The organism is Acinetobacter sp. UC24323 (assembly GCF_024151445.1).
GTDB classification, from domain to species: domain Bacteria; phylum Pseudomonadota; class Gammaproteobacteria; order Pseudomonadales; family Moraxellaceae; genus Acinetobacter; species Acinetobacter baumannii.
The window spans coordinates 503,171-523,128 of record NZ_JAHIBY010000001.1 but is presented as its reverse complement, the minus strand read 5'-3'; the positions used below and the strand labels follow the sequence as shown (position 1 = coordinate 523,128).

Annotated in this window: 20 protein-coding genes; 17 read left to right on the top strand and 3 right to left on the bottom strand. The window is 40.5% G+C overall.

Translation table 11 applies throughout. From position 1 onward, the window contains the following. The first annotated feature begins 476 nt into the window (after positions 1-476). The 7 genes from KNQ97_RS02485 to KNQ97_RS02455 all read left to right on the top strand — a co-directional run bounded on the left by KNQ97_RS02485 (position 477) and on the right by KNQ97_RS02455 (position 7,918). A complete protein-coding gene (locus KNQ97_RS02485) occupies positions 477-1,046 on the top strand; it encodes a TetR/AcrR family transcriptional regulator (RefSeq protein ID WP_253611757.1) in 570 nt (189 codons plus the stop codon). 227 nt (positions 1,047-1,273) lie between these two features. Beyond that, positions 1,274-2,200: a LysR family transcriptional regulator gene (locus KNQ97_RS02480; RefSeq protein WP_000546789.1), complete on the top strand. Its 927-nt coding sequence runs from the start codon at positions 1,274-1,276 to the stop codon at positions 2,198-2,200. Positions 2,201-2,311: 111 nt separating this feature from the next. Further along, on the top strand, positions 2,312-3,505 hold the full coding sequence (locus tag KNQ97_RS02475) for a CaiB/BaiF CoA-transferase family protein (RefSeq protein ID WP_000050378.1): 1,194 nt from the start codon (positions 2,312-2,314) through the stop codon (positions 3,503-3,505). Beyond that, positions 3,502-4,440, top strand: coding sequence for a hydroxymethylglutaryl-CoA lyase (locus tag KNQ97_RS02470; protein WP_253611756.1), 939 nt, complete (start codon positions 3,502-3,504; stop codon positions 4,438-4,440). The genes KNQ97_RS02475 and KNQ97_RS02470 overlap by 4 nt, the downstream gene beginning before the upstream one ends. A 113-nt stretch (positions 4,441-4,553) precedes the next feature. After that, the gene (locus tag KNQ97_RS02465; RefSeq protein WP_039244920.1) at positions 4,554-5,870 is read left to right on the top strand and encodes an MFS transporter; all 1,317 of its coding nucleotides are present in this window, start codon (positions 4,554-4,556) and stop codon (positions 5,868-5,870) included. A gap of 398 nt (positions 5,871-6,268) precedes the next feature. Beyond that, positions 6,269-7,333, top strand: coding sequence for a catalase family peroxidase (locus KNQ97_RS02460; protein WP_001061488.1), 1,065 nt, complete (start codon positions 6,269-6,271; stop codon positions 7,331-7,333). Positions 7,334-7,345: 12 nt separating this feature from the next. Further along, positions 7,346-7,918 carry a cytochrome b gene (locus KNQ97_RS02455; RefSeq protein WP_253611755.1) on the top strand — a complete coding sequence of 191 codons (573 nt, stop codon included), beginning with the start codon at positions 7,346-7,348 and terminating at the stop codon, positions 7,916-7,918. A gap of 140 nt (positions 7,919-8,058) precedes the next feature. Here the strand turns inward: KNQ97_RS02455 and KNQ97_RS02450 are convergent, their stop codons facing one another. Together KNQ97_RS02450 and KNQ97_RS02445 are read right to left on the bottom strand one after the other, a co-directional pair. Continuing rightward, on the bottom strand, positions 8,059-8,343 hold the full coding sequence (locus KNQ97_RS02450) for a DUF1330 domain-containing protein (protein ID WP_001277471.1): 285 nt from the start codon (positions 8,341-8,343) through the stop codon (positions 8,059-8,061). Positions 8,344-8,405: 62 nt separating this feature from the next. Beyond that, the gene (locus KNQ97_RS02445) at positions 8,406-9,068 is read right to left on the bottom strand and encodes a GntR family transcriptional regulator (protein ID WP_001049495.1); all 663 of its coding nucleotides are present in this window, start codon (positions 9,066-9,068) and stop codon (positions 8,406-8,408) included. 152 nt (positions 9,069-9,220) lie between these two features. Between KNQ97_RS02445 and KNQ97_RS02440 the strand changes: the two genes are divergently transcribed. The 10 genes from KNQ97_RS02440 (at position 9,221) to KNQ97_RS02395 (ending at position 18,948) form a co-directional block, all read left to right on the top strand. Beyond that, entirely contained in the window at positions 9,221-9,823 is a 603-nt protein-coding gene (locus tag KNQ97_RS02440; protein ID WP_000420415.1) for an amino acid synthesis family protein, read from the top strand. Further along, positions 9,792-10,583 (top strand): alpha/beta fold hydrolase, encoded by a 792-nt coding sequence (locus tag KNQ97_RS02435; protein ID WP_000987218.1) that lies wholly within the window; start codon positions 9,792-9,794, stop codon positions 10,581-10,583. Before KNQ97_RS02440 ends, KNQ97_RS02435 begins: the two co-directional genes overlap by 32 nt. Positions 10,584-10,613: 30 nt before the next feature. Continuing rightward, a complete protein-coding gene (gene tgnA, locus KNQ97_RS02430) occupies positions 10,614-11,546 on the top strand; it encodes a flavin-dependent trigonelline monooxygenase reductase component (protein ID WP_001293253.1) in 933 nt (310 codons plus the stop codon). A gap of 2 nt (positions 11,547-11,548) precedes the next feature. Continuing rightward, positions 11,549-12,586 carry a flavin-dependent trigonelline monooxygenase oxygenase component gene (gene tgnB, locus KNQ97_RS02425; RefSeq protein WP_031997389.1) on the top strand — a complete coding sequence of 346 codons (1,038 nt, stop codon included), beginning with the start codon at positions 11,549-11,551 and terminating at the stop codon, positions 12,584-12,586. An 11-nt stretch (positions 12,587-12,597) separates the two neighbouring features. Then, complete coding sequence (gene tgnC, locus KNQ97_RS02420; RefSeq protein ID WP_253611754.1) at positions 12,598-14,067, top strand: (Z)-2-((N-methylformamido)methylene)-5-hydroxybutyrolactone dehydrogenase; 1,470 nt, start codon at positions 12,598-12,600, stop codon at positions 14,065-14,067. Positions 14,068-14,189: 122 nt separating this feature from the next. Further along, positions 14,190-14,333 (top strand): hypothetical protein, encoded by a 144-nt coding sequence (locus KNQ97_RS02415; protein WP_218663872.1) that lies wholly within the window; start codon positions 14,190-14,192, stop codon positions 14,331-14,333. A gap of 38 nt (positions 14,334-14,371) precedes the next feature. Continuing rightward, complete coding sequence (locus tag KNQ97_RS02410) at positions 14,372-15,778, top strand: cytosine permease (protein WP_000081163.1); 1,407 nt, start codon at positions 14,372-14,374, stop codon at positions 15,776-15,778. A gap of 25 nt (positions 15,779-15,803) precedes the next feature. After that, positions 15,804-16,973 carry a hypothetical protein gene (locus KNQ97_RS02405; RefSeq protein WP_253611753.1) on the top strand — a complete coding sequence of 390 codons (1,170 nt, stop codon included), beginning with the start codon at positions 15,804-15,806 and terminating at the stop codon, positions 16,971-16,973. A 137-nt stretch (positions 16,974-17,110) separates the two neighbouring features. Further along, positions 17,111-18,568, top strand: coding sequence for an NAD-dependent succinate-semialdehyde dehydrogenase (locus KNQ97_RS02400; RefSeq protein ID WP_253611752.1), 1,458 nt, complete (start codon positions 17,111-17,113; stop codon positions 18,566-18,568). Then, positions 18,565-18,948, top strand: a complete 384-nt coding sequence (locus tag KNQ97_RS02395; RefSeq protein WP_021510307.1) for a carboxymuconolactone decarboxylase family protein — start codon at positions 18,565-18,567, stop codon at positions 18,946-18,948. Before KNQ97_RS02400 ends, KNQ97_RS02395 begins: the two co-directional genes overlap by 4 nt. A 58-nt stretch (positions 18,949-19,006) precedes the next feature. Here KNQ97_RS02395 and KNQ97_RS02390 read toward each other — a convergent pair whose 3' ends face one another. Further along, a complete protein-coding gene (locus KNQ97_RS02390) occupies positions 19,007-19,918 on the bottom strand; it encodes a LysR family transcriptional regulator (RefSeq protein WP_021510308.1) in 912 nt (303 codons plus the stop codon). Positions 19,919-19,958: the final 40 nt, after the last annotated feature.

The following is a 19,958-nucleotide window of genomic DNA, read 5'->3' as shown; positions in this document are numbered from 1 at the left end:
CATCTAAATAAGCTTGAATGACTTTTAATTTTAACTCTTTTGAATGCTTCGGAATTGGCATAGGGCACACCTCATAAGTTTAAAAAGTCTAACTTATGGGGTGCAGTTCAGGACGGGAGAGGGACACCTTCGGGTGTGCTGGTTGTTGTACCAGTCCGCGAACCCTTTCTCGTTCTGCCACCATAATTTCTATTCATGTCGGCAGAACTCCCAATAAAAAGGAGTTGGCTTTGTACATCCATTATTTCTTGGCTCTCAATGCCAAAAGCTATAACGACACGGCTTAAAAATTAAAGCAGCTTGAATGCCTTAAGGTTTTCAGGCTTAAAGTCATTTTTACTTAAAACATAGCAACAACAAAACTTGAGATGTGCCAAGCACAGTCTTTACGGCTTTGCTGTGCCTTTTTTTCTCCCAAAAAGGGCACAGGCTTTTTTATCTCTACATACAACAAAAATTTTTATAACGGTAAAACTATGCCAAATTTAGTTCTCCCAACACGTACCTTATATGTTGTAAATAAAGCAATTGATCTGTTCCATCACCGTGGTTTTCACCTTATTGGCGTCGACAGAATAGTGAAAGAATCAGAAATTACGAAAGCGACTTTTTATAATTACTTTCAATCAAAAGAACGGCTTATTGAAATCTGCCTGATTGTGCAAAAAGAAAAGCTCCAAGAACAAGTGGTCGCAATGGTCGAGTATGACTTAAACACTGCTGCAATAGATAAACTTAAGAAGCTTTATTATTTACATACCGATTTAGAAGGGCCGTATTACTTATTATTTAAAGCCATATTTGAGATTAAAAATAGTTATCCCAAAGCCTATCAGACCGCAATGCGCTATAGAACATGGCTCAAAAATGAAATTTATAGTCAGCTTAGAGTGCTAAACGCGGATGCTTCTTTTACCGATGCCAAGCTATTTGTATATATGGTGGAGGGCACAATTATTCAGCTTTTAAGTTCAGATGGGGCAATCGAGCGGGAAAAGATGTTGGATTGTTTTTTAAACTCTTTTGTTAGAAATTTTAGTCCGTGATTGGGGAAGCATATGTATGAACTGAATTGTGAGAGTTTTATGATGTTATTCCATAATCAGCTTTTAATACTCAGTAAATTAATTTAGATTTGATTTTAACTTGGTAAGTTTAAGCTTTTGATAATATTTTATTTATCAGAATCATAGGCGAGAAATATAAAATTTTTATAATTCTATATATTTATTATAGCGTTATGAGTTTCAAGTTATAAGATGGGTCATCTGTAGTGCATATAGAAAATATTATTCGTAAATTGGATTTGGTCACCTTAACGATTTTCCAGTCTGTTTGTGATGAAAAATCTCTGAGCAAGGCCGCTGAAAAAAATATGATTGCGCTGTCTGCGGCAAGTAAGCGTTTGACTGATTTGGAGCATTTGATTGGAACCAAACTGTTTATTCGTGATGGTAAGGGCATGCAAATTACACCTGCTGGTGAAAGCCTGCTTTATCATTGCAGAACCATCTTAGACTCGGTTTATAAAGCTTCGGTTGAGTTAGAAGAATACAAAATAGGCATTAAAGGTTTTGTACGATTACAGGCAAATTTATCAACGATCATTCAGTTTTTACCCGAAAGTCTACATCCTTTTATTGTTGAAAACCCCCAAATTAAGATTGAGCTTGAAGAACGCCCTAGTATAGAAATTATTCAAAATGTAAGTAATAAAATTGCCGACTTAGGCATCTGCATTGCCGAGAATTTGTCAGAAGATCTGGATTATTATCATTATCGTAGCGATCGGCTGGTCGCGGTCATACAAAACCAGCAATATTTAAGTGAACAGAAAATCATTTCCTTTGAAGATGCATTAGATTACGACTTTATTGGTTTGCATACTCAAAGTGCGATTAATCGGATTTTGCAGCAAAAGTCTGAAGCGTTAGGAAAGCAGCTCAAACTCAGAATATTGGTGACAAGTTTTGATGCTGTTTGCCGTATGGTACAGGCGGGTATGGGGATTGGGATTTTGCCACATAAGGTATTTGAAATCTTTGGTAAACCATTAGGACTGGCAAGTGTAGAGTTAACCGATGATTGGGCAAAAAGAGACTTATATCTTGTGTCCAAGCGTGATGAGTTTTTAAATCCAGTAACTTTGCTTTTAAAACAATATTTTATGCATCCACATAAAGAAATTATACCTAAATGATTTTTATAGGTTTCGCAAAACACGAAGACTTGTTGATCTTTTAAGAATTGTATTACTGCTCATTGCGCCATAAATTTAATTCTATCGGAAGTAGATATAATATGGATTGCTATGAGTCTAGCCCTTGAAAAAATAAAAGTCCTAGAAATAGGAACGCTAATTGCAGCTCCTTTTGCAACACGTATTCTTGCTGAGTTCGGTGCTGAAGTCATAAAAATTGAACCTATTGGCAAAGGCGATCCACTTCGTAAATGGCGTAAGTTACATCACGGAACATCTTTGTGGTGGTATTTACAGTCACGTAATAAGAAATCTTTAGCTCTTAATCTTAAGTCACCGGAAGCAATTGCTTTAATCAAAAAGATGATTGTCGATACCGACATTCTGGTCGAAAACATGCGTCCCGGTGCGCTTGAAAAGCTGGGGTTAGATTGGGAAACCCTAAAATCAATTAATCCTAAACTAACTTTTGTTCGCATATCTGGTTATGGTCAATCTGGCCCTTATAAAGACAAGCCGGGCTTTGGTGCAATTGGTGAGGCAATGGGTGGAATTCGTTATACAACGGGTTCTCAAGATTCTGCGCCTGCACGAGTTGGCGTGAGTTTGGGTGACTCACTTGCTTCATTACATGCAGTGATTGGCGCTTTAATGTCGATTGTGAATATTAAAACCAATAATGGTAACGGACAGATTGTTGATGTGTCACTCGCAGAGAGTGTCTTCAATATTATGGAAAGTGTTGTCCCGGAATACGACTTGCATGGTTTTATTCGGGAGCGTTCTGGAGGTTCATTACCGGGTATTGCACCTTCAAATACCTATCGAACCAAAGACAATGCTTTTGTGGTGATTGCAGGAAACAGTGACCCAATTTTTAAGCGCTTAATGCATGTAATTGGTCGTGAAGATTTGGCAAATCGACCTGAGTTTGAACACAACGATGGGCGTGCGCAGCAAAGTGATTTACTCGATGCTGCAATTGAATCATGGAGTCGACAGCATTCAATTGATGAAGTCTTACAACAGCTTGAACAGGCTGAGGTTCCATCTGGGCGTATTTATTCTGTAGCCGATATGGTCAATGATCCGCACTTTAATGCACGTGATATGTTGCTTTCAACCGAGTTGCCTGATGGTCAGGTGGTAAAAATGCCGGGTATTGTTCCGAAGCTTTCCGAAACACCGGGGCAGGTCAAATGGCGTGGTCCTGAGCTGGGTGAGCATACCGAATCTGTTTTAAAACAATACGGATATCAAGCTGAAGAAATTGAAAGCCTACGTGTATCGGGAGTAGTGCAATGACAGCATTTTCCGACTTACTTGTTGTACAAGAAGTTTCTCCACGAGATGGTTTGCAAATTGAGCCAACTTGGGTACCTACCGATAAGAAAATTGATTTGATTAATCAATTGTCGACAATGGGTTTCTCTCGAATTGAGGCAGGGTCTTTTGTCTCGCCAAAAGCGATTCCGAATCTGAGAGATGGTGAGGAGGTTTTTACAGGAATTACACGCCATAAAGATATTATTTATGTTGGGCTAATTCCAAATTTAAAAGGCGCGCTTCGGGCAGTGGAAGCCAATGCAAATGAGTTAAATCTTGTCCTCTCTGCTAGCCAAACCCACAACCTTGCCAATATGCGTATGACTAAAGCTCAATCGTTTGCGGGATTTACCGAAATTGTGGAGCAACTACAGGGAAAAACACAGTTTAACGGAACTGTTGCGACAACGTTTGGCTGTCCATTTGAAGGTAAGATTAGTGAAAGGGAAGTGTTTAGCCTAGTTGAGCATTATTTAGAACTAGGTATTCATAACATTACACTGGCAGATACCACTGGTATGGCGAACCCAGTGCAAGTGAAAAGAATTGTCTCTCACGTTTTATCGTTAATTTCGCCTGAGCAGTTGACCCTACATTTTCATAATACACGTGGATTGGGATTAACTAATGCTCTTGCAGCTTATGAGGTTGGAGCAAGACGGTTTGATGCTGCATTGGGTGGTTTAGGTGGGTGCCCGTTTGCACCAGGGGCTTCTGGAAATATCTGTACTGAAGATTTGGTCAATATGTGCGAGGAAATGGGAATACCCACCACTATTGATTTAGATGCTCTCATTCAACTTTCCAGAACCTTACCAGCTCTTTTAGGGCATGACACGCCAAGTCAGCTTGCCAAGGCGGGGAGAAATACAGACTTGCATCCTATACCGGATTATATCAAATCACTTAATTAAGATACGTTACTCAAGTTAGTTCGAGATAAGACGATATTCGTATCGTCATCGGTCAACTCGTCTTTAAAATCTTGATAGGACGCGTCTTAAGGCTCATTTTCAGGAGAAAATAAATGAGTTTAACGCAAAGCATGGAATTATCGGCTGAAGCAATTGCCGAAAAGCAATTAATAAAAAAAGTAGCATGGAAAATCATGCCATTAATTATGGTGTGTTACTTATTTGCTTTTTTTGATCGTATCAACATTAGTTTTGCCAAGTTTCAGTTACAAGCTGATTTATCTCTAAGCAATACAGCTTATGGCCTTGGTGCCAGTTTGTTTGTAATTGGGTATGTAATATTTGAAGTACCGAGTAATTTATTGCTACATAAATTTGGTGCAAGAAAATGGATTGCACGCATCATGATTTCTTGGGGTGTTGCAACGGCCTTAATGGTATTTGTGACCACAGAGTGGCAATTTTATGTATTGCGTTTCTTGATTGGTGCAATGGAGGCTGGCTTTGCTCCGGGTGTGCTGTATTACATGACGCTTTGGTTTCCTCAAAGCTATCGTGGTCGAATTATTTCATTATTTTTCCTTGCTTCTGCTTTTTCAGGCATCTTTGGAGGACCAATCTCAGGGGTGTTATTGTCATCACTTGATGGTGTGATGAACATGCGTGGCTGGCATTGGTTATTTTTAGTCGGTGGCGTGCCTTGTGTTTTACTGGGTCTTTGTGTTCTTACTTATTTAAAAGATCGTATTGATGATGCGCAATGGCTATCATCCTCAGAAAAAGCTCACTTAAAACGTTTGGTTGAACCTAAACAACCAGAAAAGGCTTCTCATTCATTATGGGCTGCCATTAAAACCCCGGGATTATTAATTTTAGGTGCTATCTATTTTCTGATTCAGATTGCATCTTATGGTTTAAATTTCTGGGGGCCACAGTTAATAAAAAGCTCAGGTATTGATGATACCCAAATGATTGGTTTTCTTAGTGCCATTCCATACCTCATGGGAGCAATTACAATGGTAATTGTCGGACGTTTAGCAGATAAATCTGGGGAGCGTTTAAAATTTACTGCTGGTTTACTCTCTTTAGGTGCTATTGGTTTCTTTACAGCAGGTTTCTTTGATGCGAACCCCGTTGTTGTAGTCATTTCGCTTGCTTTATTAGGGGCAGGTATTGTTGCTGCAATTCCTTCTTTCTGGAATTTACCACCTAAAGTCTTGGTCGGAGCTGGGGCGGGGGCTGCGGGTGGTACAGCGCTCATTAATACATTAGGGCAAGTAGGGGGAATTGTTAGTCCTATTATGGTTGGCCATATTAAAGACATAACAGGTAGTACAACGCCTGCGCTGTATATTATTGCAAGCTTATGTGTTGTGTGTATTGCACTACTAATATGGGCTACGCCAAAACGGTTAAAAGAGAAAGGTTAAACGATTCACTCATGCTCAAAGCCAGTTGGTTGGCTGGGGCATGAGTGTATTTAATATGAAAATGACCTAATAGTTAAAATATAAAATTTATAGCCAACTTATAAAACTAAAAGCCAATGTGACTTTTCAAAATGTGGGAACTTTTACTTTTTTCGTTCCCATGCTTTATTTATCTCCATTCAAATGTTAATAAACTTAATAATAACCTCACGGTACGTAACTTATATGGCCCACAAATAAATATTATATTAAGGTTTATCACTATTGGATCCAGAAATTTCGGGATTTTATTTACTTAGCTAATCTTGAACATAATTCCATCAATATAAGTAATACTCTTTTTATAGGATCAAACTTTTCTTTATAAATGCAGCTATATAATTTACACAGGATGAAGAATGAATAATTTGAATTTTAAAACTCTAAAGAAGTACTGGCTGCGATTCGTAGGTATTGCTGTAATTGCAGGCGCTTTAGTATTGGCATTTGCTTGGACCGCTGGTCTATTTGGACATCGAACAACATCCAAAACTTTTTTGGGTGACACATTAAATAACTTTGATCCCGGATATCGGCGTGCACACGGAAAGGGTATTTGTTTTGATGGCACTTACCACAGTAATGGTGCGGCAGCAGCACTCTCTAAAGCCACTGTATTTGCCAAGTCTGATATACCAGCAATTGGCCGATTTTCTATTGGAAGCGGTAATCCGCATGCGGCAGATAATTCTACCGCAACAGTAAGTATGGCTTTATTACTTTCCGCAGCTGATCATTCACAATGGCGCATGAAATTAAATAACTTTCCCTATTTCCCGACGCGAAATGCTGAAGGTTTTTTGGCGCAGCAAAAAGCATTTAAACCAGTTCCAGCTACTGGCAAACCTGATCCAGCTCTTGTTGAGGCTTTCTTAAAAGAATATCCCGAAGCGCGTAAGTCTATTGAGCAAAAGGCCAAGATGCCATTAACCGGTAGTTTTAGCGGTGCAGAATTTTATGTTGTAAATGCCTTTATATTGCGGGCAGCCAATGGACAAGAACAGCCCGTCCGTTGGTCTATGCGTCCTCATTCAAAATTTATTAGTCTGACGAAAGAGCAACGTGATCAAGCTGATCATGATTTCTTATTTAAAGACATCAAAAAACGTTTGGCTGAAGGGCCGCTCTATTGGGACTTAGTTTTGCAACTAGCCGAGCCAGGAGACCCGGTGAATGACCCATCTCAGCCTTGGCCAAAAGACCGTAAAGAAGTTATAGCCGGAACATTAGAAGTCAAAAATGTAACTGATCAGGTAAATGGCGCTTGTCGTGATATTAACTTTGACCCAACTTTGGTGCCACCGGGAATTGAGTTATCAGATGACCCAGTACTCGCAGCACGAGCGGCTATCTATTCACAGTCTTACAATGCTCGATTACGTGAAATTGGATTTGGCAAAGCAACGGATGCCGTGGGCAAATAGGAGAGATGAACAATGCAAAATAAATCTAACGATAATGCTCCACGTCATTTTAATTTGACTGCTCGAATATTGCATTGGCTTATGGCGGCAGCAATTCTGGCTATGCTATTTATTGGGGTAGGAATGACCACCTCAATTACTTGGCGTCCGTGGTTAATTGATATTCACCGTCCTTTAGGAATCGCAATCTTACTATTGGTCATCATAAGATTAATAAATCGAGTCTGTTACCCAATTCCACCTTTGCCGCCGACTGTACCGCGCTGGCAGGCATTTCTTGCCCATGCATCACATTGGCTACTATATATTTTGATGTTTAGTTTGCCATTGCTCGGATGGGCAACACTATCGGCAGGTAATTGGCCTGTCACTTTATTTCCGGGTTGGGATCTTCCACCTATAGCACCAACCAACTCTACGCTTTACGCTTGGTTCCGTACTCTACACGGAATTTTGGCTTGGTTATTATTTGCTGTCGTTATTGGTCATCTGTCTGCTGCATTATTACATGCGTGGATTTATCGCGATGGCGTATTTTCGAGTATGGCTTTGGGGTCTTCTTCTAAAAAAGAAGAAGCTGATTAGTTTGCTTGAAATTTTTTCGATTGAACGATGAGTTAATGGTGAGGTTTTTATAAGGTTTATTTAAAACATATAAATAAGCTCGCCGATATAACAACTTAAAATAGAATTGATTTCTCAAGTTGAGAAATCAATTCAGCAATTTAGATCCCTTCAACAAAACTCACCATGACATCACAGCAGCCTTGGCGTTTACTTTTGGCAAGCTGATATTCAGGTGAAAAATAACATTCACGTGCAGTTTCCATATCTGGAAACTCAATCACCACGTGGCGTTCAAACTCTTGTCCTTCTAAGACTTCAGAGGCACCGCCACGCGCAAGAAACTTGGCACCATACTTTTGAAAAGCTTGCGGAGCAGTGGCCATATATTGTTTATATTGTTCCATATCATGAATGGTGACATGAGCAATCCAGTACGCAGACATATCGTATTTCCCTATAACTTATTCAATAAAGGTCTATTTACCTTTTCCTAAAATTTGTGATTTCAAGCATCTAAAATATTTTTTGCGACAGCAGCAGCTTCAGCAATATGTTCAGCAACAGCTTGTTTTGCCTTTTCAGGGTCTTTGTGAAGATAAATGGCCTCACACATATTTTTAATACGTTGATAACCTGAAATTTCACGCTTTGTCGATTTCATGGTCATGGCACGAAGACGGCTAATTCGACCGTTTAAACGTTGAACCACTTCCCAAGCAATATGGTGATTGGCTGTAGTAAAAATAGTTTCATAAAGCCGGGTAGAGGTCGCAATAATGAGATTGATGTCATCGGCGGCAAACGCAGCTTTAAGATCTTCTAATAGAAGTTTTAATTTTTCAGCAGTTTTTTCATCTAGATTTTTAGTGCAGTCGACCACAGCACTTTGCTCTAACAAAAGACGAATTTCATAAATTTGTGAAGCGATGTCCCAGTTAAGTAGCGAAACAATAGGGCCTTTGTTTGGCAAAATCTCGACTAAACCTTCTGCTTCCAAATAACGAATCACTTCACGAACTACAGAACGGCTTACGCCAAGTTCTTCACATAACGTTCTTTCAACCAATCTTTTTCCTGAAGGAAAATAGCCCGTAATAATGGCATTACGCACTTTATCTAAACACAGCTCTCGTAAAGTTACGGGCGGGTTTTCAATTTTAAGATTCATAGGTAATTAAATTTTCCTGTTTTTTAACATGTTGAGTTTCATTACATGTTTTTCAATAAAAATTAGCATAGCAAACTCTTGCTTTTTTTTCAGTATGTATTATGGTATACCATAATACGAATGACAAGATAATTTACTTGCAAGGAAGAGCAATGGAACTCATACGTAAAACTGTGCTTCATGTAGAAACCACTTATGTAGATGGCGGCAAAGAAGCAGCCAAGCCTTTAAAAATGGTGGCAGCAGCAGCGGTGATTAAAAATCCGTGGGCAGGGCAAGGTTATGTAGAAAACCTAACACCGGAAATTCGTCGTATCGCTCCAATCTTAAGCGAGCATTTAACCAAGCTTATTCTTGATGAAGTCGGTTCGGGCGAGGCTGTTGAAGCTTTTGGTAAAAGTGCAGTGGTTGGCTTAAATGGTGAACTTGAGCATGCATCAGCTTTAATTCACACCTTACATTTTGGTAATACTTACCGTAGTGCTGTTGGCGCGAAGTCTTATTTGGCATTTAACAATACCCGTGGCCCAGCAAATGCGCCGATTTTAATTCCAATGATGGATAAAAATGACGAAGGCCGCCGTTCTCATTACTTAACATTGCAATTTGCAATTCCAGATGCACCTGCTGCTGACGAACTGGTTGTTGTGATTGGTGCAGCAACAGGTGGTCGACCACATCATCGTATTGGTGATCGTTATAAAGATTTGGAAGAGTTAGGTCATGATGTCAAAAACCCTGCAGCTGTCAAATAACCGTATTGCTCACTATTTTGAGCAAGGCGAAGGAGAGCCTCTGGTTCTGATCCATGGAGTGGGAATGCAAGCTGCGGCATGGTATCCACAAATTGAATATTTTTCTAAACATTATCATGTGATTTCAGTAGATATGCCGGGACATGGTCAAAGCACCAAATTACCGGCAGAAGCAAAATTACAAGATTTTGTTGAATGGACCATCGAATTTATTACAGCCTTAAATTTAGGCCCGGTAAATTTAGCAGGGCATTCAATGGGATCACTCATTACGACAGGCGTCAGTGTTACCCGTCCTGATTTAGTTAAACGGATGGCTGTACTCAATGGTGTGTATAAACGGACACCACAGGCGCGTCATGCAGTCATCCAAAGAGCTGAAGAGTTAAAAACAGGCCGTATTGATGTTGAAACTCCGCTACAACGCTGGTTTGGTGAAAGTGAAGTCGAGCGTATAGCAGCTGCCAAAGTGAAAACTTGGCTCGAAAATGTCGACTTATCTGGTTATACCACTGCGTATTCTGCGTTTGCACAAGGCGATGAAACTTATGCAGATGACTGGTCAAAGATCACTTGTCCTGCTTTGGTGTTGACCGGTACGGATGATCCGAACTCAACAGCGGAAATGGCAATACAAATGGCAAAACAGGCAAAGCATGGCACTGCAATTGTCATTGAAAATGAACGTCATATGGTGAATTTAACTGCACCTGACAAAGTGAATAATGCAATGCAAGCGTGGTTGGAAACCAGCGTTTAATTTGCCACACATTGCTGAAGGAATATAACAATGAGTGAAATGGATACTATCAATAAAATGCGTGAACTACGTGATGCCTTCGGGTCATTTATGACGGGCGTTACGGTGGTCACAACCTGTAAAGAAGATGGAACGCCACTTGGCTTTACAGCGAACTCTTTTGCTTCGGTGTCTTTGGACCCAGCTTTACTTCTAGTGAGTATTGCCAAGACATCAAGCAATTATCATAACTTTGCAAATACCACTCATTTCGCAATCAATATTTTGGCAGAAGAGCAAAAGGATGTTTCAAATACCTTTGCTCGTCCAAGCGAAGACCGTTTTGCAAATCTTTCATGGTCAAAAAGCGCTTGCCAGAACCCGCTGATTGATCATGTCAGTGCTTGGTTTGACTGTACAACCTACCAAGTTGTCGATGCAGGTGACCATGCCATTTTAATTGGTAAAGTTGAAGATTTTGCTTCAACCGGTTTTGCAGGGCTTGGTTATTATCGTGGTGGATACTTCACACCAGCGAAACTTTCTGCCGAGGTGATCTCTGGCCCTAAAGTGGTGATGAGTGCCATTATTGGACATGAAAATACCATTTTGCTTGAAGAAACTGCCGATCATAAATGGACTATTCCGCATGTCATGGTCGATAAAGACGGTGCCGATAAAGCACTTGAGAAAATCTTTGCACAATATCAGCCAGATGCTTCTGCCAACTTCATTTACTCTGTATATGAAAACGTTGAAAACCAGCAGCAATATATTTCATTTTTATGCAACACACCCGTAGCTCAAGCCACTAAAGGTCAGTTTGTCGATTTAAATGATCTTGAGAAACTTGAGTTTGTAGACAGTGCTTTAGAAAGTATGCTGATGCGCTATCGCAAAGAAAACCATTTGAAAACTTATGGTGTTTATTACGGAAATCAGACAACAGGTACAGTTCGTCAAATCGTTAAAGAGGAAGTTTAATCATGCGTTTTTCATTATTTGTGCATATGGAACGTGTTTCTGATCAGCAAACCCAGAAGCAGCTTTATGATGAAATGATTGAGCTTTGTCAAATTGCAGATCGTGGTGGTATGCATGCGGTTTGGACAGGTGAGCACCACGCCATGAACTTTACCATTGCACCAAACCCATTTTTAAATCTGGTCGATTTAGCGAATAAGACTCAAAATGTTCGTTTAGGTACGGGTACGGTAGTAGCGCCATTCTGGCACCCGATTAAACTTGCAGGCGAAGCTGCAATGACCGACATTATTACCAACGGCCGTTTAGATATTGGTATTGCTCGTGGTGCTTATTCGTTTGAATATGAACGTATGGTTCCGGGCATGGATGCATGGAGTGCAGGTCAGCGTTTACGTGAAATGATTCCCGCAATTAAAAACCTTTGGAAAGGCGATTATGAGCATAACGGGGAATTTTGGCAGTTTCCAAAAACGACTTCGGCGCCTCAACCGCTTCAACAACCGCATCCACCAATTTGGGTTGCTGCCCGTGATCCAAATAGCCACGAATTTGCTGTGCAAAATGGCTGTAATGTACAGGTAACGCCGTTACATTTAGGTGATGAAGAAGTTGAAAAGCTCATGGGGCATTTCAATGCAGCTTGTGAAAAGTTCAGTGATGTACCGCGTCCGGAAATTATGTTGCTCCGACATACCTATGTGGCAGATAGTGAAGAAGATGCTCAACTGGCAGCAGATGAAATCAATACCTTCTATAACTACTTCGGCGCTTGGTTTAAAAATGAGCGTGAAATTAAACAAGGTTTAATTGCACCTTTAAGCCCTGAAGAAATTGCAGCACATCCTTTTTATACACCTGAGGCGATGCGCAAAAATAACGTGATTGGGCAAGCCCAAGAAGTCATTGATCGCTTAAAAGCCTATGAAGCGATGGGCTATAACGAATATTCTTTCTGGATTGATACAGGCATGAGCTTTGAACGTAAAAAAGCCTCATTAGAACGTATGATCAATGAAGTTATGCCGGCATTTGCATAGAGGCGAATATCATGACAGCAGATTTTCAGCTTTATATTAATGGTCAGTTTGAATCTGGTGCAGCGACGTTTGAAAGTATTAACCCTGCAACAGGTGAAGTCTGGGCATACATGCCGGAAGCGAGAACCGATGAAGTCAATCGAGCAGTTCAGGCGGCATCTAGTGCGTTAATAGCACCGGAGTGGGCAGGTTTAACGGCCTCCCAGCGCGGTAAATTGCTCTATAAACTGGCTGATTTAATTGAAAAAGCTGCACCGCAACTGGCTCAAATTGAAACCAGTGACACGGGCAAAATTATTCGTGAAACATCGAGCCAGATTGCCTATGTCGCTGAATATTATCGCTACTATGCAGGTATTGCCGACAAATTAGAGGGCAGTTTTCTACCGATTGATAAGGCAGACATGCAAGCATGGATTGTTCGTGAACCTGTGGGTGTGGTTGCTGCAATTGTTCCTTGGAACAGTCAGTTATTTTTATCGGCAGTGAAGGTAGGTCCAGCTTTAGCGGCAGGTTGTACCGTCGTGCTAAAAGCCTCTGAAGACGGCCCTGGACCATTGTTAGCCTTTGCTAAATTGGTCCATGAAGCGGGTTTTCCGGCAGGAGTGGTCAATGTGATTACCGGTTTCGGGCCTGAATGTGGCGCCGTGTTGAGTAGTCATCCTGATGTTGCCCATGTTGCGTTTACCGGTGGACCAGAAACCGCACGGCACATTGTGCGTAACTCGGCTGAAAATCTTGCAAAAGTTTCACTCGAATTAGGTGGCAAATCACCATTTATTGTATTTGCTGATGCAGATATTCAAAGTGCGGTAAATGCTCAGGTCGCTGCTATTTTTGCGGCCACAGGGCAGAGTTGTGTAGCAGGTTCACGTTTACTGGTTGAAGAAAGCATTAAAGATGAATTTGTTCAGCGTTTGGTTGAGCGTGTACAAACCATAAAAATTGGTTTACCTCATGAGATGGCAACCGAGTTTGGACCACTTTGTACCTTACGCCAACGCCAAAAAATTGAGCAAGTCATTGCAAGTTCAATCCAGCAAGGTGCAAAACTGCTTACCGGTGGTAAAAGCATTGAGCGAGCAGGTTATTACTATCCACCGACCATTTTAGATTGTACCGATGCACCTCAAGCAGATTGCATTACCACAGAACTATTTGGTCCGGTGTTATCGGTAGATAGCTTCAAAGATGAAGCGGAAGCTGTGCAAAAAGCCAATAGTACGCCTTACGGGCTGGCAGCAGGCGTTTTTACCACCAATTTAAGCCGTGCGCACCGTATGACAAAAGTCATTGGGTCGGGAATTGTTTGGTTAAACACTTACCGAGCGGTTTCTCCACTTGCGCCTTTTGGTGGACATGGGCTTTCGGGACATGGGAGGGAAGGTGGCGCAAATGCGGTTCTAGATTACACCACCACCAAAACAGTTTGGTTACGTACCTCAGATGAGCCAATTGATGACCCATTTGTCATGAGATAAATCATGACTTGAGGTATGAAAATATAACGGGATTTTAATTTCAAGGATGAAAAAATGAATCAGTCAAACTCAGCAATCGCCTAAAGCTTTAAATAGTTGAAAACGTAAAACTAGATGTATCGATGCTTAATCAAGTATTGATCGGACTGGCTTTACCTTTTTCTTGGCAAAAACAACACAAACAGAGAAATGAGCTGTTTGTAAAAGGAAATAAAAAGATGAAGCCGAGTCATATTGAAATGGCTTTGGCTGGGCAGATTTTTTGATGTTGAGGAAATGAATTCCTCAAAGAGAGATTAAGGATATGAGCCAAAACGAAAATAGCAATAATGCTTTCGCTATCGAAAGTCATTCCATTGATTATGTTGCTCCCTCTGAACGTAATGGGAAAGTTCGCGATCTATTCACATTATGGTTTTGTACCAATATTGCACCGCTCGCCGTGATTACGGGTGCAATGTCAATTTTAACCTTTAACCTCAATATTGTAAGTGCATTGCTTGCGATCTGCTGCGGACATTTTTTTGGTGCAGCGATTTTAGCTTTAACCTCTGCACAAGGTCCGCAGGTCGGCATTCCTCAAATGATTCAAAGCCGCGCACAGTTCGGACGTTATGGGGCATTGCTGGTTGTACTGTTTACCACCCTCATTTATTTAGGTTTTTTCATCTCTAACATTATTTTGTCAGGCAAAACACTTCATACCGTTGTTCCTGCCATTCCTGTGCCGACCGCAACCGTGATTGGTGCAATTGCAGCAACCACAATAGGCGTGATTGGTTATCACTTTATTCATAAGTTCAATAAAATTGGAACTTGGTTTATGGGTGGTTCGTTGCTCATTGGCCTCATGATTATGGTGCCGCATATTAATGCAGATGTACTTGCTAAAGGCTCTTTCAATATGAAAGGCTGGTTTGCCATGTTTGGTTTGTGTGCGGTATGGCAAATTAGTTTCTCGCCTTATACCTCAGACTATTCACGATATTTGCCGAAGTCGATTGGTATTTATAAGCCATTTATCTTTACCTATTTAGGCGCATCGTTAGGAACAATTTTTGCGATGGCATTTGGGACGATTGCGGTCAGTATTGGCTCAACCACAGATGCCATGGAAGCAGTAAAGTCAGGTACTGGACTGTTCGGTTATGTTCTTATGATTTTGTTCTTATGCAATATCATTGGTCATAATGCCATGAACCTATACGGCGCGGTTCTTTCTTGTATTACCTCTATTCAGACTTTTGCAGGGCAGTGGATGCCAAGCCGAAATATCCGAGTCGTGTTATCAATCATTGTGTTAGTTCTAGCGACTTTAACGGCGCTTTGGGCATCAAGTAACTTTATTAGTTTCTTCTTGAATGTGATTTTTGCTCTGTTATTTATTTTGGTGCCATGGGTGTCTATTAATTTACTAGATTTCTATGTGGTAAATAAAAAGTCTTATGACATTCAATCCATCTTTGCACGTGATGGTGGTATTTACGGCAAATTTAATGCAAAAGCGCTTACGGCTTATTTCATTGGGATTGCGGTACAAATTCCGTTCTTAAAAAATGCGTTTTTCACAGGTGCATTGGCTGATGTAATTCCGGATGCGGATATTTCATGGGTCATTGGATTGGTGGTGAGTCTGGTGGTGTATTACGTCTTTAATCTAGGAAAGATTAAATGTTCTGCACCTGCATTAAACGCAAAATTACCTCAATAAGCATTGTAGTGAAAGGAATCCGACAATGAAAAAAAGCTATTTACAAGTGGCTCTAAGCACAGCATTGATGGCTGTAATCTATCCGAGTTACGCAGGTATAAGTTTTGGAAACACCGATGATGAATACGGCAAGCTCACCGTATCCGGCTATGTTCGCGCTAACTATCAAGATAAACACTATGGAGAGTCTGCTTCTGATCAAAAAATTCGTTTTGATGCTGCGCAGTTAAAACTGGACTACGAGCGTGGACCGTTATTTGGTCATGCGGAATATCGTTGTTATCAATATGACCGTTTATGTGATTTTTCAACCTTAATTGATGGTTATGTAGGGTACAAATTAAATAAAACAGATCAAGTGGTGGCAGGTGTTCAGCCGATTCCATTTGGACCGGGACGTTTTTGGGGCAATAGCCTATATGGAAGTATGAGCACAACCGCAGGTTTAGAAGACGTTCATAATCTTGGTTTGAATTATCATTTTGAATTGCCGACAGCAACCAAGTTTGATGTGGGGTATTTTGCGGTAGATGGTGGAAGTTACACAGGCTCTACCCAAGATTCAGGTCGCTACACTGCAAATTATGTGAGTTCAGACGATCCGAATAAAACCGATTTGCAAGAAAAGAACATGTGGGTAGGCCGAGTGACTCAAGATATAAATCTTGGAATTAATGGTTTAACCACACAGCTGGGTGGCTCATATTGGACATCCGATATTGAAAATAAAGCTGCTTCGAGTGATGGGCGCCGTCATGCATGGGCACTTTTTGGTAAAGCCAATTATGGCAATTTTAATGTGACCCTTACTGGCGGTAAAAATGATGTAACTAATCAGGACCAGCTTAATCCTAATCAGTCGCTCATGGGCTCTTACGACAGTGAATATTATGTAGCTAACAAAGGAACTTTCTATACGGCAGATGTGGGCTACTCTTTCAAAAATGTTAAGCAGATTGGAAACATTACGCCGTACTTTATGTACAGTCAGTACGATAAAGATCAGGACAGTATGAAAGATTCGATTCGTAATATTATTGGTGTGTCTATTGACCATAAACAGCTATCTTTGGTGGCTGAATACATCATGAGTAAAAATGATCCATTCATTGGTGGGACTCAAGATTCATTGGCAAAAGGAGATGATAACCAGTGGAATAAGTTGCTTAACTTAACGCTGTTTTATTATTTCTAAATACATTTAAACATTCGGGCATACCGAAAATTTTTTAAATTAATTTTTGGTATGCCATAATACAAAGTTGATGGTGAGCTATTTAATTTATGTATCGCTCGACTATCAATGCAGAAGATCTTAATAGGATAATGATCATGCAGCTTAATGAACTCGCTTTATTTCGTCAGCAAGCTTTTGTTGCTGGAAAGTGGTGCGATGCAGACCATCAACAAACATCCGAAATTTTAAATCCGGCGACATTAGAGGTTATTGGTACTGTCCCAAATATGGGCAAGGCTGAAGCCGAGCGTGCCATTGAAGCTGCCAAAGAAGCTTGGCCGCTATGGAAAAATAAAACAGCAAAAGATCGATCAATTATTTTAAAAAAATGGTTCGATTTAATTATTTCAAATGCAGATGAATTGGCTTTTATTTTAACGAGTGAGCAAGGAAAGCCCTTAGCTGAAGCCAAGGGTGAAATTTTATATGCTGCCAGTTTTATTGAATGGTTTGCCGAAGAAGCAAAACGAGTGTATGGAGATATTATTCCAAGCCCATATCCAGATGCTCGTATTGTTGTAAATAAACAGCCTATTGGCGTCGTTGCAGCTATTACGCCGTGGAATTTTCCCGCTGCCATGATTACGCGTAAGGTTGCTCCAGCCTTGGCGGCAGGTTGTCCTTGTATTGTAAAACCGGCACCAGAAACGCCTTTTACTGCTTTGGCTTTAGTGGACTTAGCTGTGCAAGCGGGCGTGCCTGCTGAAATTTTTAGTGTGATTACAGGTGATGCAGTTCATATTGGTGATGCAATTTTTGAAAGTGATATTGTACGCAAGTTTACTTTTACGGGTTCAACACCAGTTGGCAAAATGTTGCTTGAGCGTTCAGCAAAAACCTTAAAAAAAGTTTCCTTAGAATTGGGTGGCAATGCACCGTTTATTGTATTTGATGATGCCGATTTAGATGCAGCAATTGAGGGAGCACTCATCGCCAAATTTAGAAATGCAGGGCAAACCTGTGTCTGCGTCAATCGATTCTTAGTGCAGGCGGGTATTTATGAAAAATTTATTGCTGCCTTAAGCCAAAAAATCCAAAACTTTAATATTGGTAATGGATTAGAAGCTGGGCATGACATTGGGCCATTAATTAATGCCAATGCGGTGAAAAAAGTTGAAGCTCATATTCAAGATGCATTAGATAAAAATGGTCGTCTTGTGATTGGTGGTAAAAGGCATACTGCGGGTGAATTATTTTTTGAACCGACACTAATTGCAGATGTTACCGCTGATATGGATGTGGCAACCCAAGAAACGTTTGGTCCGCTAGCAGCTGTATTTAAATTTGAAACCGAGCAACAAGCAGTTGAAATGGCAAATGCAACTGAATTTGGTTTAGCCGCATATTGTTATACCAAAGATTTAGGCCGTGCTTGGCGAATGAGTGAACAGCTTGAGTATGGCATGGTCGGAATTAATAAAGGCCTTATTTCAAATGAAGTTGCGCCTTTTGGTGGAATTAAACAGTCTGGTTTGGGGCGTGAAGGTTCTAAATACGGTATTGAAGATTATCTGGAAATTAAATACACCTTGTTTGGAGGATTGAATATATGAGTAATGAAAAATTTGAAAAGGGTTTAGCAATCCGCAAACAAGTTCTTGGTGAAGAATATGTAAATAATTCAATCAACAATGCCGATGAATTTAGCCTTCCTCTTCAAGAATTAGTCACTGAATATTGCTGGGGAGCTGTTTGGGGGCGTGAAGAGTTAAGTAAGCCTGAGCGCAGTTTAATTAACTTGGCAATGATCTCAGCTTTAAATCGTCCGCATGAATTAAAACTACATGTTAAAGGTGCACTTCGAAATGGTGTACCTAAAGAGAAAATTCGTGAAGTGCTTTTGCAGGTTGCAATTTACTGTGGCGTCCCTGCTGCTGTAGATAGCTTTCGAATTGCTAAAGAGGCAATTAAAGAATTTGAATCTGAGCAATAAACGTTGCCTTTAAATAATTAAAAAAGGCCTTGTTCAAGTGGACGAGGCCTTATTTATTTTAAGCTTGTTTGTTAAGTTTAGAGGGTAAATGCTGCGCCAAATAATCAATTGCAAGGCGGGTTTTTAGTGGCATAAAAGGCAGTGTAGGCCATACCAAATGAATCGGAAAAGCAATGCTAGACATGGTGTCTAACACTTGTACCAGCTTACCGTCCTGTAATTCATTTTGACTGAGCCAGTCGGGTAGCCAAGCGATACCAGCTCCAGCAAGCGCTGCATTTTTAATAGCTTGTAGATCATTTAAAAGAAGTTTTGCTTTCGGTTTAATAAATAAAGGCTCGTCATTTTCCTTTTGAAGTCGCCATTTCTGCATTTGACCAAAATGCGGATCGGCAATCGTGGCGTGATGCTCTAAGTCTTCAATATGTTCTAAAGGACCTGTTTTATTTAAATAGTCAGGTGAGGCACAAAGTAGCATTCGATGCTCACCAATCGGTTTGGCAACGAGCTGAGTGGTGTCAGGCAATGCCCCGATTCTTATACATAAATCAAAACCTTCTTCGATCAAGTCTACATTTCGGTCATTAAATGAAATTTCTAACTGTAAGTCCGAATGGTGCTGAGCAAATTTAACCATGAGCGGGGCAGCAAAAAGTTGCCCGAACAGAACTGGCACAGACATTCTTAATCGGCCTGTTGCGTTAATTTTGCCTTGGTCTAATAAAGCCGCCGCATTTTGTATTTCACTTAACGCTCGACGGCTATGTTCATAAAACAAAGCGCCTTCGTCAGTCATGCTCAGTGAACGTGTTGTTCTTTTAAATAGAGCCACACCAAGCTGTTCTTCCAGCCGAGCAATATTTTTACTTATAGCTGAGCGAGTTAAATGCAATTGCTCGGCAGCTTTAACAAAACTTCCAGCTTCAGCCACAGTCACAAATATAGAAATTGCACTTAGCTCATGTTGCATGATTGTTGCCTAAAAGGAACCAATATAAAGAAATAATATC

What these genes read in the sequence shown, in the direction of transcription:
- KNQ97_RS02440 (WP_000420415.1), top strand. Translation starts at nt 9,221, where the DNA reads ATGGAACTCATACGTAAAACTGTGCTTCATGTAGAAACCACTTATGTA.
- KNQ97_RS02410 (WP_000081163.1), top strand. Translation starts at nt 14,372, where the DNA reads ATGAGCCAAAACGAAAATAGCAATAATGCTTTCGCTATCGAAAGTCAT.
- KNQ97_RS02400 (WP_253611752.1), top strand. Translation starts at nt 17,111, where the DNA reads ATGCAGCTTAATGAACTCGCTTTATTTCGTCAGCAAGCTTTTGTTGCT.
- KNQ97_RS02455 (WP_253611755.1), top strand. Translation starts at nt 7,346, where the DNA reads ATGCAAAATAAATCTAACGATAATGCTCCACGTCATTTTAATTTGACT.
- KNQ97_RS02445 (WP_001049495.1), bottom strand. Translation starts at nt 9,068, where the DNA reads ATGAATCTTAAAATTGAAAACCCGCCCGTAACTTTACGAGAGCTGTGT.
- tgnA (WP_001293253.1), top strand. Translation starts at nt 10,614, where the DNA reads ATGAGTGAAATGGATACTATCAATAAAATGCGTGAACTACGTGATGCC.
- tgnC (WP_253611754.1), top strand. Translation starts at nt 12,598, where the DNA reads ATGACAGCAGATTTTCAGCTTTATATTAATGGTCAGTTTGAATCTGGT.
- KNQ97_RS02405 (WP_253611753.1), top strand. Translation starts at nt 15,804, where the DNA reads ATGAAAAAAAGCTATTTACAAGTGGCTCTAAGCACAGCATTGATGGCT.
- KNQ97_RS02465 (WP_039244920.1), top strand. Translation starts at nt 4,554, where the DNA reads ATGAGTTTAACGCAAAGCATGGAATTATCGGCTGAAGCAATTGCCGAA.
- KNQ97_RS02450 (WP_001277471.1), bottom strand. Translation starts at nt 8,343, where the DNA reads ATGTCTGCGTACTGGATTGCTCATGTCACCATTCATGATATGGAACAA.
- KNQ97_RS02415 (WP_218663872.1), top strand. Translation starts at nt 14,190, where the DNA reads ATGCTTAATCAAGTATTGATCGGACTGGCTTTACCTTTTTCTTGGCAA.
- KNQ97_RS02435 (WP_000987218.1), top strand. Translation starts at nt 9,792, where the DNA reads ATGATGTCAAAAACCCTGCAGCTGTCAAATAACCGTATTGCTCACTAT.
- tgnB (WP_031997389.1), top strand. Translation starts at nt 11,549, where the DNA reads ATGCGTTTTTCATTATTTGTGCATATGGAACGTGTTTCTGATCAGCAA.
- KNQ97_RS02395 (WP_021510307.1), top strand. Translation starts at nt 18,565, where the DNA reads ATGAGTAATGAAAAATTTGAAAAGGGTTTAGCAATCCGCAAACAAGTT.
- KNQ97_RS02460 (WP_001061488.1), top strand. Translation starts at nt 6,269, where the DNA reads ATGAATAATTTGAATTTTAAAACTCTAAAGAAGTACTGGCTGCGATTC.
- KNQ97_RS02470 (WP_253611756.1), top strand. Translation starts at nt 3,502, where the DNA reads ATGACAGCATTTTCCGACTTACTTGTTGTACAAGAAGTTTCTCCACGA.
- KNQ97_RS02475 (WP_000050378.1), top strand. Translation starts at nt 2,312, where the DNA reads ATGAGTCTAGCCCTTGAAAAAATAAAAGTCCTAGAAATAGGAACGCTA.
- KNQ97_RS02390 (WP_021510308.1), bottom strand. Translation starts at nt 19,918, where the DNA reads ATGCAACATGAGCTAAGTGCAATTTCTATATTTGTGACTGTGGCTGAA.
- KNQ97_RS02485 (WP_253611757.1), top strand. Translation starts at nt 477, where the DNA reads ATGCCAAATTTAGTTCTCCCAACACGTACCTTATATGTTGTAAATAAA.